The organism is Ralstonia sp. UNC404CL21Col (genome assembly GCF_000620465.1).
Lineage (GTDB): Bacteria > Pseudomonadota > Gammaproteobacteria > Burkholderiales > Burkholderiaceae > Ralstonia > Ralstonia flatus.
In genome coordinates this window covers 718,221-735,361 of sequence record NZ_JIBE01000004.1, presented here as the reverse complement: position 1 = coordinate 735,361, position 17,141 = coordinate 718,221, and the positions used below count along the sequence as shown (strand labels likewise).

Here is a 17,141-nt window from a genome sequence, read left to right as displayed (position 1 = left end):
GGGGCCGGCCAATACTATTTGGCGGCGGTCTTGATACGTTGTCGATATCGGCAAGCGGCCGGAGGGAGAAGCGGCCTCAGCCGCCCAGCGTGTCGCGTGCGAGTTGTTGCACCGCGCTCACCACGGCCTGCGCACGCTGCCCCTGCCCGCGCTGCCAGACGGCATACAGGTTGTAGTGCGCGGGGATGGCGACGTCCGTCAGCGGGACGAGGCGCCGATGCTGCAGCGCATCGGCTGCGAGCAGCCCGCGGACGAGCGCCACGCCAATGCCGGCCTCAGCTGCGGCGACCATGTTGGCGGCGTTGTCGAAGGCCGCCACCACGGCGGGTTCCAGCGGCTCCAGGCCGGCGGCGTCAAGCCACGGAATCCACGAGCGCCGCGTGTAGCCCAGCAACGGCAGCGCCATCGCGGCCGATGGGGCCAGTGGCGCCTGCACGCCATGGCGTTCCAGCAGTGCCGGCGCTGCCACCGCGGTGACGTGGTCGCCACAGATCAGGGCCATCTCGCAGTCATCCCACTCGCCATAGCCGTAGCGCAGCGAGACATCTACGCGCTCGAACGACGGCCGTTCGCCGCGCGTGGTCGACAGGAACATCACCTGGTAGCCGGGCAGCGCCGCCAGCAACTGCGGCAGGCGCGCATTGAGCCAGCCCTGCGCCAGCTCGCTGTCGACATCGACGATGAGCGTTTGCGGCACGTGCCGGTTGCGCACCGAAGACAGCGCCCGGTCCACCTGCCCGAAGCCGTCGGTCAGCATGCTCGCGAAGAGCTGACCCGCATCGGTCAGCACGATGCCGCCCGCCTCACGCACGAACAGCGGCTGGCCGATGAACTCCTCCAGCGAGCGGATCTGCTGGCTGATCGCGCTGTGTGTCAGGTCCAGTTGCTGCGCGGCCTTGGTAAAGCTGCCGGTGCGCGCGGCCTGCAGGAAGGCATGCATCGACTGGATCGACGGATAACGCTTGTACATGGCGGCGGCAGGTGAGCTGTTAGTTCGACTTACACGGGCTGGCAGAAATCGTCGCTGGCGGGGTGCCCGTGCGCGGCTTCATATTGCAGCCAGGCGCGGCCGCATGAGACGGCCCGATTCTGGAGGAGACAATGATGACCGAGATTATGGTCAATGGCGCGCCCCACGCGCTGGATGACGCCGATGCAGACATGCCCCTGCTGTGGGTGCTGCGCGATCGGCTCAAACTGACGGGCACCAAGTTTGGCTGCGGCGGCGGCTTTTGCGGGGCCTGCACCGTCCATCTGGATGGTGCGCCGATCCGCGCGTGCATCACGCCGGCATCGGCAGCGGCCGGACACAGCGTGACCACCATCGAGGGCCTGTCGAAAGACGGCACGCACCCGCTGCAACGCGCTTGGGTAGCTGAAGACGTACCGCAATGCGGCTACTGCCAGTCGGGGCAGATCATGTCGGCTGCGGCGTTGTTGGCGGCAGGCACGCCCGTCAACGACGAAGCCATCACGAATGCCATGGCGGGCAACATCTGCCGCTGCGGCACCTACGGGCGCATTCGCCAGGCCATCAAGCGTGCCGCCGACGAGCGAGGCAAGGCATGAACGCGCCGCGTGATTTGCATGCACCCTCGCGCCGCCGTTTCCTGCAGCAAGGCGCGCTGCTGACGGCGGGCCTGGCAGTCGGCTTCCGCATGCCCGATGCGCTGGCTGCCGGCAAGGATGTGGCTGCGGGTGAGTTCGAGCCCAATGCCTGGGTGCGGGTGCTGGCCGACAACACCGTGAAGATCGTCGTCCACAAGCACGATTCCGGCACCGGCACGCAAACCGCGCTGGCGGCGTGCGTGGCCGAAGAGCTGGATGTCGACCCGATGCACATTGCCGTCATCACGCCAGAAGACCCGTTCTTTCTTGAATACATCCACCCGATCTGGAAGGTGTATTCCACCGGCGGCAGCACCAGTGTGTCGCTCGAATATGCGCGCCTGCGGCAAGCCGGCGCCACGGCGCGCGCAATGCTCGTGAGTGCAGCGGCGCAACGCTGGGGTGTGCCCGCCGCCAACTGCGGCACGGCCGGCGGCACCGTCATCTGCAGTGACGGCCGCAAGGCCACCTACGGCGAATTGGCCGATGCTGCGGGCCGCCTGCCTGCGCCTGCCAACGTGACGCTGAAGAACCCGGCGGATTTCAAATACATCGGCAAGCTGCGCCACAAGCGCGATGCGCTGGCCAAGGCCACAGGCCGGTTCCAATACGGCATCGACGTGTCGTTGCCAGGCATGCTGGTGGCAGTGGTGCAGCGTGCGCCCATGCCCGGCGCGCGTGTGCGCCGCATCGACAGCGCCGAGGCGCTGAAGGTGCGCGGCGTGCGCCAGGTCATCACCATCCCGATGCGGCCCGATGTGCTGGGCGGCAATCAGGAGGGCGTGGCCGTGCTGGCCGACGACTACTGGGCGGCCAACAAGGGCCACGCGGCGCTCAAGGTCGAGTGGGACGACAGCGCCTTCGCCGATTTCGACAGCGGCCATGTCGCCCAGCACCAGGCCGCTTGGCTCGCCAGCGGCAAGGCGCGCGTTGTGCACACCGTGCAGACCGGCAACACGGACGTGGCGATGGCCCACGGCGCAAAGCGCATCGACGCGGCCTACCGCATGCCCTACAAGCAGCAGAACCCGCTGGAGCCCGTCAACATCACCGCATGGTTCAAGGACGGCGCGATCCAATACTGGGGCGGCATCCAGGTGCCATCCACCGCCATGGAAGCGGCCGAGACGATCTGCGGTGTGCCGCGCGACAAGGTAGTGCTGCACGAGATGGTGTCGGGCGGCAGCTTTGGTGCGCGCGAGAGCAAATACTGGCTGTTCGAGGCGAGCTATCTTGCAAAGAAGACCGGCGTGCCGATCAAGCTGATGAACAGCCGCGAAGACGAGATGCGCGCGCTGTACGGCCATGCCGCCACGTATCACCGCCTCGAAGGCGCGCTTGATGCGCAGGGCCGGCTCGATGCGCTGCGCATCCGCGCGGTGTCGCCCGCATCGCCGGAACAGTGGGAGCCGGGCTACTTCGACCGCCCCGACCGCATGGATTACAGCACCACCGAGGCCATCTCGAAGTGGGATTTTCCGTACCGGGCCAACCATATGGATATCGGCTGGGTCCGGCACGAGACCGGTATCCCGACTGGCTGGTACCGGGCGGTCAGCTTTATCCCCAACGTGTTCGCCACCGAGAGCTTCATGGACGAGCTGGCCGTGGCGGCCAAGCGCGACGCAGTCGACTTTCGCGTCGCACACATGGCCGAGCGGCCGCGGCATGTGCACGTGCTGCGCACCGCCGCGCAACGCGCCGGGTGGGGCAAGGCGGCGCATGGGCACACCCTGGGCGTGGCGACACACCAAGCGTATGACAGCTACATCGCAGTCGTGGCGCAAGTCGCCCGCAAGGACGGCCGCGTTGTGATTGAAAAGCTCACCTGCGTGGCGGACGTGGGCCTGGCCGTCTCGCGCACGGGCGTGGAAGAGCAGCTTTACGGCGGCTTGATGTGGGGCCTCGGCCATGCGCTGTTCGATCGCATGGACATTCAGGGCGGGGCCGTGCAGCAAAGCAACTTCCACGACTATCCAGTCATGCGCATGTCTGACATGCCCGCCATCGATATCGTCATCATCGATGGCAACCGCGACAAGCCCGGTGGTGTGGGCGAACTGGCCAACCCGCCGGTGGCGCCCGCCATTGCCAACGCCATCTTCCGGCTGACCGGCAAGCGCCAGCGCGAGACGCCGTTCAACTTCGACCTGAAGGCGTAGCGCATACCGTGGACATCCGCCTGCTGCGCTATTTCTCGGTGCTGGCCGACGAGCTGCACTTCGGGCGTGCGGCGGCGCGCCTGTTTATGTCGCAGCCGCCGCTGAGCCAGCAGATCCGGCTGCTGGAAGACGAGATCGGCACGCCGCTGTTTGTGCGCAGCCACCACCGCGTAGAACTGACGGCGGCCGGCCGCACGCTCAAAGAGCAAGCGCCACTCGTGTTTGCACAGCTCAACCGCGCGCTGGACCTCACCCGGCAGGCGGGCCGTGGCCAGGTGGGCGAGCTGGAAATCGGCATGATCAGCTCGGTGATGGTGGGGCTGCTGCCCGAAGCGCTGCGCCAGTTTCGCGAGCGCTACCCCGGCGTTGAATGGCGGCTGCAAGAGATGACGCCCGCCGCGCAGGTGGCCGCGCTCAAGGAGCGCCGCATCGACGCGTGCATCTTCCGGCTGGGCCACGAAGACCCCGCCGTGCGCAGCGAGCTGCTGCAGCACGAGCCGATCGTGATGGCGTTGCCCGCCACGCACCGCCTGGCTGGCCACGCCAGCCTCGCGCTCGGCGATTTTGCCGGCGAGCCGTTCGTTGCATTCGAGTCCAAGCGCTCGCGCTTTGCCGATCACCTGCTGCATCTATGCATCCAGGCGGGCTTTGCGCCGCTCGTGCGCCAGCAGGTGACCGAGGTGCAGACGCTGCTGGCGCTGGTGAACGCTGGCTTTGGCGTGGCACTGCTGCCGGGCTCCACGGCCAACCTGGCGCCGCCGGGTGTGGTTTTCCGGCCGCTGGAGCCCGCGCTGCCAGCCGTGCCGCTGTACGTGCACTATCGCGTGGACGATCACTCGCCAGTGCTCAAGGCCTTTCTGGAGACGCTGCGCGCAGTCAGCGGCACGAGCGAAGGCGCCGCCGCTGCGCAGCCTCAGTCTGCGCCGGCCAGCCGATAGTCCGTTGGGCGCATGCCTGTCCATTTGCGGAAGGCGCGGTGGAAGGCGCTCGGCTCTGCAAATCCCACAGCGATGGCAATGTCGGCGATCGTGCGGCGCGTGTCCTGCAACTGGCCGATGGCAATGTCGCGCCGCAAGTCGTCTTTGATGGACTGATACGTGTGGCCTTCCAGCTTCAGGCGTCGGCGCATCGTCGCTTCGGCCACGTTCAGTTTAAGTGCCATCGCGTCAGACGCGGGCCAACTCGCAACCGGCAGGTTGCGCAGCGTCTTGCGCACGCGCGCCGCAAATGAATCCGGGTTGCGGTACTTGACGATGAAGTTGCCCGGCGCATCGCGCAGGAAGGTCTTGATGGACGCTGCCGTCTGGATGACGGGCAGCTCCAGGAAAGCCGGCGAAAGATCGACGAACGACGCATCGTGCTTGAACGCCATGTCGTCGCAGAACATCAGGCGATATTCCTGCGCGTCTGGCGGCGCCGCACAACGGAAGCGCGCGGCAATAAACGGAATGCGCCGCCCCACGAGCCAGCACACCAGGCCGTAGACCATGATGAGCCACGTGGCGTAGGTGAACATGGGAGGCACCCGCGTGCCCTTGCGGTGCACAAAGACAAGACGCACACGCTGATCGTCTTCTTCAACGCGCACATGCAGATCGTCCAGCACCAGGCGCAGAAAACCCGTGGCCCGGGCCAGCGCCTGCCGGCCCGTGCGCGCGGTCAGCGCCGCCTGCGTCATCGCAACGAAGCTGCCCCAGCGCATGGGGTGCGCATCCTGCCCGAAGAACTCGTCGTCCATGGCCTGCGCAATGCCGGCCCACAGCGCACCGTACTGCGCCGATGACACACGGCTGCGCGGCTGCGCCAGCATCTGCGGCGTGATGCCCGCGGCGGCCATGATGGGCTGCATGTCCACGCCGTGCGCGCGGGCGCGCGCCACGGCCTCGTTGACGAGGCTGACAGAGACGGTTCCTTTTTCGTTGTTTTTCATCGGTATGGCAAATCCGCTCACGCAAGTTGATCGTGACGGGCATCGAAGCCGCCCAGCCGCGTGCCTACACTTTTTCCCCATCGAACCCGAGCGCCGCGGGCTGCACAGTGTAAGGCGCCTGCACAGGCAGCGTCACGCGGCACCGGTCAGCAAACAAGCAAGAGCCAAGCGATGGACGACTTCTATACCGAAGAGCAGCGGATGATCCACGACGCTGCGCGCGACTTTGCCACCGAGCGCCTGGCGCCCAACGCCGCGCAGTGGGACCGTGACGGCGCCTTGCCCGACGAGGTGGTGCGCGAGATGGGCGAGCTGGGCCTGCTCGGCATGATCGTGCCGGCGGAGTGGGGCGGTTCGTACACCGACTACGTGGCCTATGCGCTCGCGCTGGAAGAGGTGGCCGCCGGTTGCGCTGCCAGCGCGACGATGATGAGCGTGCACAACTCGGTCGGCTGCGGCCCGATCCTCAAGTTCGGCACCGAGGCGCAGAAGGCACGCTACCTGCCAGATCTGGCCACCGGCCGCGCGATTGGTGCGTTCTGCCTGACCGAGCCCCATGCCGGTTCCGAAGCCAACAACCTGCGCACGCGTGCGGTGCTGCGCGACGGCAAGTGGGTGCTCAACGGCAACAAGCAGTTCGTCACCAACGGCGCACGCGCGAACATCGCCATCGTCTTTGCCGTGACGGACCCCGAAGCCGGCAAGCGCGGCATCTCGGCCTTCATCGTGCCGACGGACACGCCGGGCTTTCACGTTGGGCGGCCCGAACACAAGCTCGGCATTCGAGCATCAGACACCTGCCCGATCACGCTGGAAGACTGCGCCGTGCCCGAAGAGAACCTGCTGGGCGAACGTGGCGAGGGCTTGAAGATCGCGTTGTCGAACCTGGAAGGCGGGCGCATCGGCATTGCCGCGCAGGCCGTGGGGATTGCGCGCGCTGCGTTCGATGCGGCACGCAACTACGCGAATGAGCGCATCCAGTTCGGCAAGGCGCTGCGCGAGCACCAGACCATCGCCAACATGCTGGCCGACATGGCCACGCGCCTGAATGCGGCGCGCCTGCTCGTCCACCACGCGGCGCGCCTGCGCAGTGCAGACAAACCGTGCCTGTCGGAGGCCTCGCAGGCCAAACTCTACGCATCGGAACTGGCGGAAGAAATCTGCTCCAACGCCATCCAGATCCACGGCGGCTATGGCTACCTGGCCGACTACGCCGTCGAGCGCCACTACCGCGATGCACGCATCACCCAGATCTACGAAGGCACCAGCGAAGTCCAGCGGATGGTGATCGCACGGCACGTCTAGCACGCACCGCGCACATCGACCGCATACGAAAGAGCGCAAACGCGCCGACCAGGAGACGACGATGAACGAAGCGGTATCTGCAGCACAGGGTTTTGTGGAAGCGCGCGATTTTCTGCTGCGCCATCGCACCGACTACGACCGCGCGTATCGCGAGTTTGCGTGGCCCAAGCTGGACACGTTCAACTGGGCGCTCGACTACTTCGATGTCATGGCGCGCGGCAACGACGACCCGGCGCTGTGGATCGTCGATGACGCGCAGGGCGGTGGGTTGAAGCTCTCGTTTGCGCAGATGTCGGAGCGCTCGTCGCGCATGGCGAACTTCCTGCGCGGGCTGGGCATCGTGCGCGGTGATCGTCTGCTGCTGATGCTGCCCAACCGCGTCGAACTGTGGGACGTGATGCTTGCGGCGATGAAGCTGGGCGCGGTGGTGCTGCCGGCCACGACGCAGCTTTCGCCGGATGACGTGCGTGACCGCGTTGAACTGGGCGGCGCGAACTGCGTGGTCGTCGATGCGGCGGAGCTGCATAAGTTCGACGGTGTTGATGCGAGCGTCATGCGCATCGCCGTTGGCGCGCAGCGTGGCGGCTGGATCGACTTGGGCGCAGCCTACGGGGCGCCCGCGCAGTTCGTCCCCGACGGTGCGACGGGCGCTACCGATCCGCTGCTGCTGTATTTCACCTCGGGCACCACGTCCAAGCCGAAGCTGGTCGAGCACACGCACCAGAGCTATCCGGTCGGCCACCTGTCGACGATGTACTGGATCGGCCTGCAGCCCGGCGACATCCACTGGAACATCAGCTCACCCGGCTGGGCGAAACACGCGTGGAGCTGCTTCTTCGCGCCGTGGAATGCGCAGGCCTGCGTGTTCGTCTACAACTACGCGCGCTTCGTGCCGAAGGACACGCTGGATGTGCTGGTGCGCTTTAATGTGACCACGTTGTGCGCGCCGCCCACCGTGTGGCGCATGCTGGTGCAGGAACCGCTGGCGTCGTACGCCGTCAAGCTGCGCGAGATCGTTGGTGCGGGCGAGCCGCTGAACCCCGAGATCATCGAGCGCGTGCGCAGCGCCTGGGGCGTGACCATTCGCGACGGCTTCGGTCAGACCGAGACCACCTGCCAGATCGGCAACACGCCGGGCCAGCCGGTCGTGCCAGGGTCGGTCGGTCGCCCGCTGCCGGGCTACCGCGTGGAGCTGGTCGACCACGACGATCAGCCCGCCAGCGAAGGCGAGATCGTGCTGCCGCTCTCGCACCGCCCGCTCGGCCTGATGCAGGGCTACGCCAACAACGCCAAAGCCACGGGCGAGGCCATGCGCAACGGCTATTACCACACGTCCGACGTGGCGATGCGCCGCGACGACGGCTACTTCGTCTACGTGGGTCGCACCGACGACGTGTTCAAGTCGTCCGACTATCGGCTGAGCCCCTTCGAGCTGGAAAGCGTGCTGATCGAGCACGAGGCCATTGCCGAGGCCGCCGTGGTGCCGAGTTCCGATCCGCTGCGGCTGTCTGTGCCCAAGGCGTTCGTGACGGTGCGCCAAGGCTATGAGGCCGGCCCCGAGCTGGCGCGCGCCGTGTTCCTCTTCTCGCGCGAAAAGCTCGCGCCGTACAAACGCATCCGCCGACTGCAGTTCAGCGAGCTGCCCAAGACGATCTCGGGAAAGATCCGCCGCGTCGAACTCCGCCGGCTGGAGCTTGAGCGCACGCCGCAACCGGCTCGCCTGCCCGGCGAGTACTGGGAAGAAGACTTCGCCTGATTTGCCCGTCCCGCATTGAACCCATTACCGCTACCGCCACCGCAACCGATACCGAATCGCCAGGAGACTCCCATGAGCGCCGTTGCTTCCCTCGCTTCCGCCAAGCCTGCTGCACAGCAGGACACCCCGCCCACCGTCAAGCTGCTGATCGGCGGCGAGTTTGTCGAATCGCAGTCGAAGGAATGGCGCGACATCGTGAACCCCGCCACGCAGGAAGTGCTGGCGCGCGTGCCCTTTGCCACGGCCGGCGAAGTGGACGCGGCCATCCGCTCCGCACATGCTGCGTTTGCCACGTGGAAAAACACGCCGGTCGGCGCGCGCATGCGCATCATGCTGAAGTTCCAGGCGCTGATTCGCGAGCACTCGCCGCGCATTGCCCGCACGCTCACGGCCGAGCAGGGCAAGACGCTGCCCGATGCGGAAGGCGACATCTTCCGCGGGCTGGAGGTGGTGGAGCATGCGTGCTCGGTGGGCTCGCTGCAGCAAGGCGAATTCTTGGAGAACGTGGCGGGCGCGGTCGACACTTACACGCTGCGCCAGCCGATTGGCGTGTGCGCGGGCATCACGCCGTTCAACTTCCCGGCCATGATTCCGCTGTGGATGTTTCCGATGGCCATCGTGTGCGGCAACACGTTCGTGCTCAAGCCTTCGGAGCAGGATCCGCTGTCGACCATGCAGCTCGTTGAGCTGGCGCTGGAAGCCGGGGTGCCGCCGGGCGTGCTGAACGTCGTGCACGGCGGCAAGGACGTGGTGGATGCGCTGTGCACGCACGAACATGTGAAGGCGATTTCGTTTGTCGGGTCCACCGCGGTCGGCACGCATGTGTATCGCCTCGGCAGCGAGCACGGCAAGCGCGTGCAATCGATGATGGGCGCCAAGAACCACGCCGTGGTGCTGCCGGACGCGAATCGCGAGCAGGCGATCAATGCGCTGGTGGGTGCGGCCTTCGGCGCAGCGGGGCAACGCTGCATGGCGACCTCCGTCGTCGTGCTGGTGGGCGCTGCGCAGCAGTGGGTGCCGGACCTGATCGCCAAGGCAAAAACGCTCAAGGTGAATGCCGGTGTCGAGCCGGGCACCGATGTCGGACCCGTCGTGTCACGCGCCGCCAAGCAACGCATTCTCGGCCTGATCGAATCGGGCGTGCAGCAGGGCGCCACGCTGGCGCTCGACGGCCGCAATGTGCGCGTCGCGGGTTACGAAGACGGCAACTTCATCGGCCCCACGGTCTTTACCGACGTGAAGACCGATATGGACATCTACACCAACGAAATCTTCGGGCCCGTGCTGCTGGTGCTGACCGCGCCTACGCTGGACGATGCGATTGCGCTGGTCAATGCCAACCCGTTCGGCAACGGCGTGGGCCTGTTCACGCAGAGCGGTGCGGCGGCGCGCAAGTTCCAGAGCGAGATCGACGTGGGGCAGGTCGGTATCAACATTCCCATTCCGGTGCCCGTGCCGTACTTCAGCTTTACCGGCTCGCGCGGCTCCAAGCTGGGCGACCTGGGCCCGTACGGCAAGCAGGTCGTGCAGTTCTACACGCAAACGAAGACGGTCACGGCGCGCTGGTTTGACGACGCGGTCGATGCCGGTGGCGTGAATACCACCATCAGCCTGCGCTGATCGCACCGGGAGCGTTGACATGAAAATCGCATTCATCGGCCTGGGCAACATGGGCGCCCCGATGGCGCGCAACCTGCTCAAGGCGGGCCACGCGCTGACCGTCTTTGATCTGAATACGCAGGCCGTGGGCGCGCTGGTGGAAGCCGGTGCCATGGCCGCCGCGTCTCCCAAGGACGCCGCGACGGGCGCGGAAACCGTGATCACCATGCTGCCCGCCGCCGCGCATGTACGCCACGTGCTGACGGCGGAAGACGGCGTGCTGGCGGGTATCGCCAAGGGCGTGCCCATCATCGATTCGAGCACCATCGACCCGGCCAGCGTGAAGGCGTTTGCCGCGCTGGCGGCCGAGCACGGCAACACCTTTGTCGATGCGCCGGTCTCGGGCGGCACGGGCGGCGCGGCAGCCGGCACGCTGACGTTCATGGTCGGTGGCACCGCACAGGCGTTCGAGCAGGTGCGTCCGGTGCTGTCCGCCATGGGCAAGAACCTCGTGCATTGCGGCGACACCGGCGCGGGCCAGGGCGCGAAGATCTGCAACAACCTCGTGCTCGGCATCACCATGGCCGGCGTGGCCGAAGCCATGTCGCTGGGCGAGGCGCTGGGCATCCACCCGAAGGTGCTGGGCGGCATCATCAACACGTCGACGGGCCGGTGCTGGAGTTCAGACACCTACAACCCGTTCCCGGGCGTGATCGAGACCGCGCCGTCGTCGCGCGGCTACACGGGCGGATTCGGCACCGATCTCATGCTCAAGGATCTGGGCCTGGCCGGTGACGCAGCAAAGTCGGTCCGTCAACCGGTCTACCTGGGCGCGTTGGCGCAGCAGCTCTATCAAACCGTGAGCAGCAAGGGCGATGGCAAGCTGGATTTCTCCGCCGTCATCAAGCTGTATCGGAAAGACGGAGCGGCGTGATGATCGAACTGGAAACGCTGCATGAGGGCACCGTCGCAGTGCTGACGCTCAAGCGTCCGCCGGCCAACGCGTTCACCCCGGAAGGTCTGCTGCAGCTGCAAGGCACCGTCGAGCGATTGAACGCCGATGCACGCGTGCGCGCCATCGTCGTCACCGGCGATGGGCCGAAGTTCTTCAGCGCGGGCGCCGACCTCAACACCTTTGCCGATGGCGATCGCGATGTCGCGCGCGAGGCCGCTGCACGTTTCGGTGCCGCGTTCGAGGCGCTGCAGAATGCGCGCCCGGTGGTGATCGCTGCCATCAACGGCTTTGCGATGGGCGGTGGCCTGGAGTGCGCGCTGGCATGCGACATCCGCATCGCCGAGGCCCATGCCAAGCTGGCCGTGCCGGAGACGGCCGTCGGCCTGTTGTGCTGCGGTTGCGGCACGCAGACGCTGCCATGGCTGGTGGATGAAGGCTGGGCCAAGCGCATGATCCTGACCGGCGAGCGCGTCGATGCGCAGACCGCCCTGCGCATCGGCCTGGTGGAAGAGGTGGTGGAAACGGGCGCTGCACGCGAAGCCGCCATCGCCATGGCGCTGCGGGTGACGACGTTGAGCCCGCAGGCCGTCACCTTCAGCAAGCAGCTCATTCACCAGGCGCGCAATGGCGTGCCGCGCAGCGCGGCGCTGGCCGTGGAGCGCGAGCGCTTTGTCGATCTGTTCGACCATCCGGACCAGCGCGAAGGCGTGAACGCCTTCCTTGAGAAGCGCGCGCCGCGCTGGCATTCCACACACGAATCGGAGACGCTGCAATGAGTGCCGTCCAACTGCAGGCGGCAGCGCCCCAGCCCGCCGCTGCCGAGCCCGAGGTGTTGATGCGCGTGGTGAACCGCGTGGCCGTCATTACCTTGAACCGGCCGTCTGCGCTGAATGCGCTGTCGCACGGCATGGTGCGCCAGTTGGCCACGCTGCTGGAGCAATGCCGCCATGACGACGGCATCGCCGCCCTGGTGCTGCGCGGCGCGGGCCAGAAGGGCTTCTGCGCCGGCGGCGATGTGCGCGCGCTCTATCAGCTTGCGCAACAGGGCCGCATGGACGGCGACGACGGCTGGCTGCAATTCTTCGTCGACGAATACCGGCTCGACTACGCGCTGCACCAGTTTCCGAAGCCCATCGTTGCGCTGATGGACGGCATCACCATGGGCGGCGGCATGGGCCTTGGGCAGGCCGCACGGCTGCGCGTCGTGACCGAGCGCACGAAGATGGCGATGCCGGAAACGCGCATCGGTTTTCTGCCCGACGTGGGCGCCACGCGCTTTTTGAGCGTGATGTCGCCCGAGCTTGAGCTGTATGTCGGCCTGACCGGCGTGACGCTGACCGGCGCCGATGCGCTGCATTGCCACCTGGCCGATGTGTGCGTGCCTGCCGAATGGCTCGCCTCGTTCGAAGACCGCCTGCAGCGCATGCCGCACGATGGCGACCTCATGCAGGCGCTGCGCCGCGTATTCGAGCCGCCGTGCAACATCGTTCCGCACGCGCCGCTTGCACAGGCGATGCCGTGGGTGTTGCGCTATTTCGACCGGCGGTCTTCGGTCGATCGCATTGTGGCCACGCTGCGAGAGAGCCTCGAACGCGAATCGGCACGCGAGCCGCGCCAGTGGCTGCAGGCGACGCTTGACGCCATGACCACGCATTCGCCGACGATGCTGCATGTCACGCGCGAAGCGCTGCTGCGGGGGCGGCAGTTGTCACTGGCGGAATGCTTCCAAATGGAGCTGGGCATCGTTGCGCGCGGAATCCAGGAAGGCGATTTCTGCGAAGGCGTGCGCGCGCATCTGGTGGATAAGGATCACCGGCCCGGCTGGGCGCCGGCCACGCTGCCGCAGGTGCGGCCCGAGCGGGTGCGGCATTTTCTGACGTCGCCCTGGCGGGCGGAGGTGCACCCGTTGGCGGGGCTTGGTTGAACCGGCATGTGACCGGCATGCCTCAAAAGCAGCGGATCCGTCATTTCCTGCAGACCGCCCAGGGCAATAAGTCGGTTTCGTGACAAATTTCTGTCATCACTTACGTGTAACTTACACGAGCGAGGAGAGGTCACCCCTCACGTTCTCATCGTACGCAGCGGGTTCCGCTGCGTTTTTTTTGCCCGGTTTTTTGCGCGGTCGTACTCGCACCTGCCGCCCGAATCCGCAGATCGGATTGAAACCGCGTTGAAGTCACGGCCTGCCAACCCGCATGGCAATTGGGTTTCGGTGCCCGGCGTCAGATGGTTGTCACAATCGCGGTGCTAACTGGACGGATGCTCTGCCACCCCAGGAGGCTCCCATGGCGACATCCGTCGATTCATTTCAGGTGAAGGTGTATCAGGGCGACAGCGCCGTGCTGTTCGCCTTTGATGTGGCCGATGCCGATCGCGCCGCTCTGGCCGGTTTTGCCATCCAGTGCACGCCGCAGGGCGGGGCGCCCTACTGGGTGCCCAACCGGTTGACCTTCGACACGCCCATCCATGCAGATGCGCCGCTGAAGGCCGGCCACTATGCCGATTCCATTGACGCGCCGTTTCAGTCGTTCCACTGGGTCCACTTTCCGCCGCATGCCGCTGCGCAGCTGACTTACACCGTGCACGCGCGCTACTTCGCGTCGACGAACCCTGTGCAATTGGAGACGCGCGCCACGCGCACCGTCACCGTCACGCTGCAGCAGCCGATGAGCGATTGGGCCACCGTCGGCATGGTGCGTGGGTATGTGTCGTCGCAGGCGTTCATCGATCACTACGGCGGCAACACGGCCTTGGCACCGGACAAGCGCGCGCAGACAAAATCGCCGCTGCTGTACGACACGCAGCCGTATCAGAACAAGTACGCCTACCTGGGCGCCACCGGCCGCCGTCTCATCATCGATCTGCTGAACCAGTGCCATGCGTCCGAGGGTTACGGCATCGACGTGCTGGCCTATGACCTGGACGAGCCCGACATCATCCGGGCGATTGCGTGGCTTGCGCAGAACGGTCGCAAGGTCCGCGTGATTCAGGACAACTACGTCGGCAACGGCGCCAGCCCGACGGGCCACGGCACCGACAACGCGTTTGAGACGCAGGCTGCCGAATACTTCCGGCAAGCCGGCGCGGATGTCCGCCGCACGCACCTGGCGCGGTTCCAGCACCACAAGGCCATCTTGCTGCGTGATGCGGCCGGCAAGCCGGTGCGCGTGCTGGCCGGTTCTGCCAACTTCTCGCTGCGCGGGTTGTATGTGCAGGCCAACAGCGTGCTCGTGTTCGAGCAAGACGTTGCGCAGTTGTATGCGCAGGTGTTCGAGCGTCTGTGGGGATGGATCGGCCAATACGGCGAAAACGCTGCCGGCAGCCGCAAGGTGGCCGCAGCCTTCCGCGCCGACGCGCTGGCCGCCAGCTGGCAGGCGGTGCCGCAAGGCAGTACGCCGCGTGCGCGCTTCGGCTTCTCGCCGCATCAGACCGATGCGTTGCTGACGGAGGCGGCCGACCGCGTGAAGGGCGCGCTGTCGTCCGTACTGTTTGCGGTGATGGCCACCGATGGCGGCGGCAAGATGCTGACCACGCTCGAACAGGTGGTGCCGCACAAGGCTGGGCTGCTCTCGCTGGGCGTGATCGACAAGCGGGGTGGTGTCGATGCCTTTGCGCCCGGCCGCGATGTGCCGTCGCAAACCGTGTCGTTCGCGTATTTGAAGGACGAAGCGCCTGCGCCGTTCAAGCAGGAAGTGGATGCCGGCACCGGCCAGCACATCCACCACAAGTTTGTCGTGTGCGATTTCAATGGCGATGAGCCGGTCGTGTTCTGCGGCTCGTCCAACCTGTCAAAGGGCGGCGAAGAGCAGAACGGCGACAGCCTGATCGCCATCTACGACCCGGCCATTGTCACAGCCTATGCGATCGAGGCCATCCGCCTGTTCGACCACTACCGCTTCCGCGCGGGGGAATCGAAGGCCACGGCCGACAAGCCGCTGGTGCTGAAGCCGACCGGCGCATGGGCCGACCCGTACTACGATCCGCAGAACATCAAGTTCACCGAGCGCACGCTGTTCGCCAAGTCGGGCACAGCGCAGGAGGCGGTGGTCGCGTGACCGATGCCGGCGGCGGTGCGTGCAGCCTTATACGCGTCGCTGCCGGTCGCCCCACCACGCATCGCGCAGCCGGCGCTTGGCGATCTTGCCGTTGTCGTCGCGCGGCAGTGCTGTGGTGAATTCAATCTGGCGCGGGATCTTGAAGCCTGCAATCTGCCCGCGCAGCCATTCGATCACGGGTTCGGCCTGCGGGTCTTTGCGTTCGGTCTGCACCACGGCGACGAGGCGCTCGCCGTATTCATCGCACGGCACGCCAAAGACGGCGCAGTCGACCACATCGGGGTGGCGCAGCAGCGCATGTTCGATCTCGGCCGGGTAGATGTTCACGCCGCCCGAAATGACCATGTCCGATGCGCGGTCGCACACATACAGGTAGCCGTCGGCATCGAGATAGCCCATGTCGCCGAGCGTGACGAGGCCGTCGCGCTCGATCTTGCCGCGCGCCTCGTCATTGCCGCGGTAGGTGAAATCGGGGTAGGCGGGTTGGTGGCTGTAGATCAGGCCGACCTCTCCAGTGGCGCAGGGCGTGCCGTCTTCACGCAGGATGCGCACGCGCGCGTCGCACACCGGGCGGCCCGCGCTGCCGGGGCGGGCGGCTGCGTCGCGCGGGTCCATCACCGTGATCATGCCGGTTTCACTCGACGCATAGGTTTCATAGATGACGGGGCCGAGCCACTCGATCATCTTGCGTTTGATCTCCGGCGCGCACGGTGCACCAGTGGACGCCACGAAGCGCAGCGAAGACAGGTCGTAGCGGCTGCGTTCTTCGTCCGTCAACTTGAGCAGGCGCACATACATGATCGGCACGAGGTAGACGGTATCGATGCGGTAGCGCTCGATTTGCTCGAGCACGCGCAGCGCATCAAAACGCGCGTTCACCACCAGCAGCTCCGCCATCTGCGCGGCTTGCTGTGCGAAGAGGCTGGGCGCGCTGTGATAGAGCGGCGCCGGCACCAGCGCACGGCAGCCCGGCACGATACCGAACGTGGCCGCCACCACAGCACGTGCCTTCTGCAGATGCGCGTCGAGCTGGTCGAGCGGCACGGCCTGACGCACCACGCCCTTGGGCCGCCCGGTAGTGCCCGAGGTATAGGCCATGTGCCCGCGCGGCGATACCAGCGGCCCGTCGTACGGCGTCTGCAGCGCAAGCCAGTTGGCATAGCCGTCGGCACGGTCGGTGCCTTCGGCGTCCACGCGCAGCAGCTGCACATGGGCCGGCAGCAGCGGTTCGGCCGCGTCGACGAGATCGCGATGGCCGATCAATACCTTGGCGCCCGAATCGCGCACGAGGAATTCCACCTCGGCCGGCGTGAAGTGCCAGTTGATCGGGCAGAAGTAGCACCCCGCGATGCGGCAGGCGTGCATCACGTCGATGTAAGCCGGTGCATTGCGCAGCAGCACGCCGATCACGTCGCCCGCCTGCACGCCCATGCGGCGCAGACCGCCCGCAAGGGCGGCACCGCGCGCGAGCAGCGTATCGGCATCGGTGGGGCGATCGTCGAAGATCAGGTGGGCGGTCATGCGTGTCTCCTGCGCGAGGTCTCTGGTGGACGGCTGCTGAATCCATGCAGCATGCCGGATCGAGCAGCCTTGAACAATCCACGGCCAATTGCGCACACTGGTGAACGCAATTGGACAACGCGTGCGTGGCGGCACGAGCGGCGATGCTGGAATGCTGCGTATGCACAAGACCATGCCAAGGCAGATAACGTACGCCAAATAGAGGGTATTCATACCCCTGCCTTGTTTTGCGGCAACGCGCGCACCAAAA

The 17,141-nt window shown here is 66.3% G+C and carries 13 protein-coding genes; 10 read left to right on the top strand and 3 right to left on the bottom strand.

What is annotated here, in order from left to right; genetic code table 11:
* Positions 1-76: 76 nt before the first annotated feature.
* Positions 77-970, bottom strand: a complete 894-nt coding sequence (locus tag N511_RS0111410; protein WP_027679409.1) for a LysR family transcriptional regulator — start codon at positions 968-970, stop codon at positions 77-79.
* Between the two features lie 134 nt (positions 971-1,104).
* Here N511_RS0111410 and N511_RS0111405 point away from each other — a divergent pair, with 134 nt between their 5' ends.
* Genes N511_RS0111405 through N511_RS24135 form a run of 3 tightly spaced genes read left to right on the top strand, consistent with a single transcriptional unit; the run spans position 1,105 to position 4,708 of the window.
* Positions 1,105-1,569 (top strand): (2Fe-2S)-binding protein, encoded by a 465-nt coding sequence (locus tag N511_RS0111405; RefSeq protein ID WP_027679408.1) that lies wholly within the window; start codon positions 1,105-1,107, stop codon positions 1,567-1,569.
* The gene (locus N511_RS0111400; RefSeq protein ID WP_027679407.1) at positions 1,566-3,770 is read left to right on the top strand and encodes a xanthine dehydrogenase family protein molybdopterin-binding subunit; all 2,205 of its coding nucleotides are present in this window, start codon (positions 1,566-1,568) and stop codon (positions 3,768-3,770) included. Before N511_RS0111405 ends, N511_RS0111400 begins: the two co-directional genes overlap by 4 nt.
* A gap of 8 nt (positions 3,771-3,778) precedes the next feature.
* Positions 3,779-4,708, top strand: coding sequence for a LysR family transcriptional regulator (locus tag N511_RS24135; RefSeq protein ID WP_051530908.1), 930 nt, complete (start codon positions 3,779-3,781; stop codon positions 4,706-4,708).
* Here the strand turns inward: N511_RS24135 and N511_RS0111390 are convergent.
* Positions 4,684-5,700 (bottom strand): AraC family transcriptional regulator, encoded by a 1,017-nt coding sequence (locus N511_RS0111390; RefSeq protein ID WP_027679406.1) that lies wholly within the window; start codon positions 5,698-5,700, stop codon positions 4,684-4,686. The two genes, N511_RS24135 and N511_RS0111390, sit on opposite strands and share 25 nt — an antisense overlap.
* 171 nt (positions 5,701-5,871) lie before the next feature.
* On the opposite strand from N511_RS0111390, the gene N511_RS0111385 reads away from it, so the two are divergent.
* The 7 genes from N511_RS0111385 to N511_RS0111355 all read left to right on the top strand — a co-directional run bounded on the left by N511_RS0111385 (position 5,872) and on the right by N511_RS0111355 (position 15,370).
* Entirely contained in the window at positions 5,872-7,005 is a 1,134-nt protein-coding gene (locus tag N511_RS0111385; RefSeq protein WP_027679405.1) for an acyl-CoA dehydrogenase, read from the top strand.
* Positions 7,006-7,066: 61 nt separating this feature from the next.
* Entirely contained in the window at positions 7,067-8,761 is a 1,695-nt protein-coding gene (locus N511_RS0111380) for an AMP-binding protein (RefSeq protein WP_027679404.1), read from the top strand.
* A 72-nt stretch (positions 8,762-8,833) separates the two neighbouring features.
* Positions 8,834-10,381, top strand: a complete 1,548-nt coding sequence (locus N511_RS0111375) for a CoA-acylating methylmalonate-semialdehyde dehydrogenase (RefSeq protein WP_027679403.1) — start codon at positions 8,834-8,836, stop codon at positions 10,379-10,381.
* 19 nt (positions 10,382-10,400) lie between these two features.
* Entirely contained in the window at positions 10,401-11,294 is an 894-nt protein-coding gene (mmsB, locus tag N511_RS0111370) for a 3-hydroxyisobutyrate dehydrogenase (RefSeq protein ID WP_027679402.1), read from the top strand.
* Positions 11,294-12,091, top strand: a complete 798-nt coding sequence (locus N511_RS0111365; RefSeq protein ID WP_027679401.1) for an enoyl-CoA hydratase — start codon at positions 11,294-11,296, stop codon at positions 12,089-12,091. Before mmsB ends, N511_RS0111365 begins: the two co-directional genes overlap by 1 nt.
* A complete protein-coding gene (locus tag N511_RS0111360) occupies positions 12,088-13,239 on the top strand; it encodes an enoyl-CoA hydratase/isomerase family protein (protein WP_027679400.1) in 1,152 nt (383 codons plus the stop codon). Before N511_RS0111365 ends, N511_RS0111360 begins: the two co-directional genes overlap by 4 nt.
* Before the next feature lie 361 nt (positions 13,240-13,600).
* Complete coding sequence (locus N511_RS0111355; RefSeq protein WP_027679399.1) at positions 13,601-15,370, top strand: phospholipase D-like domain-containing protein; 1,770 nt, start codon at positions 13,601-13,603, stop codon at positions 15,368-15,370.
* A gap of 27 nt (positions 15,371-15,397) precedes the next feature.
* On the opposite strand, the gene N511_RS0111350 is transcribed toward N511_RS0111355, so the two are convergent.
* Positions 15,398-16,891 carry an acyl-CoA synthetase gene (locus N511_RS0111350; protein ID WP_027679398.1) on the bottom strand — a complete coding sequence of 498 codons (1,494 nt, stop codon included), beginning with the start codon at positions 16,889-16,891 and terminating at the stop codon, positions 15,398-15,400.
* Positions 16,892-17,141 lie beyond the last annotated feature (250 nt).

Excerpts from the sequence above, each read along its gene's own strand:
- N511_RS0111410 (WP_027679409.1), bottom strand. The coding sequence starts at position 970 with ATGTACAAGCGTTATCCGTCGATCCAGTCGATGCATGCCTTCCTGCAG.
- N511_RS0111405 (WP_027679408.1), top strand. The coding sequence starts at position 1,105 with ATGACCGAGATTATGGTCAATGGCGCGCCCCACGCGCTGGATGACGCC.
- N511_RS0111400 (WP_027679407.1), top strand. The coding sequence starts at position 1,566 with ATGAACGCGCCGCGTGATTTGCATGCACCCTCGCGCCGCCGTTTCCTG.
- N511_RS0111390 (WP_027679406.1), bottom strand. The coding sequence starts at position 5,700 with ATGAAAAACAACGAAAAAGGAACCGTCTCTGTCAGCCTCGTCAACGAG.
- N511_RS0111385 (WP_027679405.1), top strand. The coding sequence starts at position 5,872 with ATGGACGACTTCTATACCGAAGAGCAGCGGATGATCCACGACGCTGCG.
- N511_RS0111380 (WP_027679404.1), top strand. The coding sequence starts at position 7,067 with ATGAACGAAGCGGTATCTGCAGCACAGGGTTTTGTGGAAGCGCGCGAT.
- N511_RS0111375 (WP_027679403.1), top strand. The coding sequence starts at position 8,834 with ATGAGCGCCGTTGCTTCCCTCGCTTCCGCCAAGCCTGCTGCACAGCAG.
- mmsB (WP_027679402.1), top strand. The coding sequence starts at position 10,401 with ATGAAAATCGCATTCATCGGCCTGGGCAACATGGGCGCCCCGATGGCG.
- N511_RS0111365 (WP_027679401.1), top strand. The coding sequence starts at position 11,294 with ATGATCGAACTGGAAACGCTGCATGAGGGCACCGTCGCAGTGCTGACG.
- N511_RS0111360 (WP_027679400.1), top strand. The coding sequence starts at position 12,088 with ATGAGTGCCGTCCAACTGCAGGCGGCAGCGCCCCAGCCCGCCGCTGCC.
- N511_RS0111355 (WP_027679399.1), top strand. The coding sequence starts at position 13,601 with ATGGCGACATCCGTCGATTCATTTCAGGTGAAGGTGTATCAGGGCGAC.
- N511_RS0111350 (WP_027679398.1), bottom strand. The coding sequence starts at position 16,891 with ATGACCGCCCACCTGATCTTCGACGATCGCCCCACCGATGCCGATACG.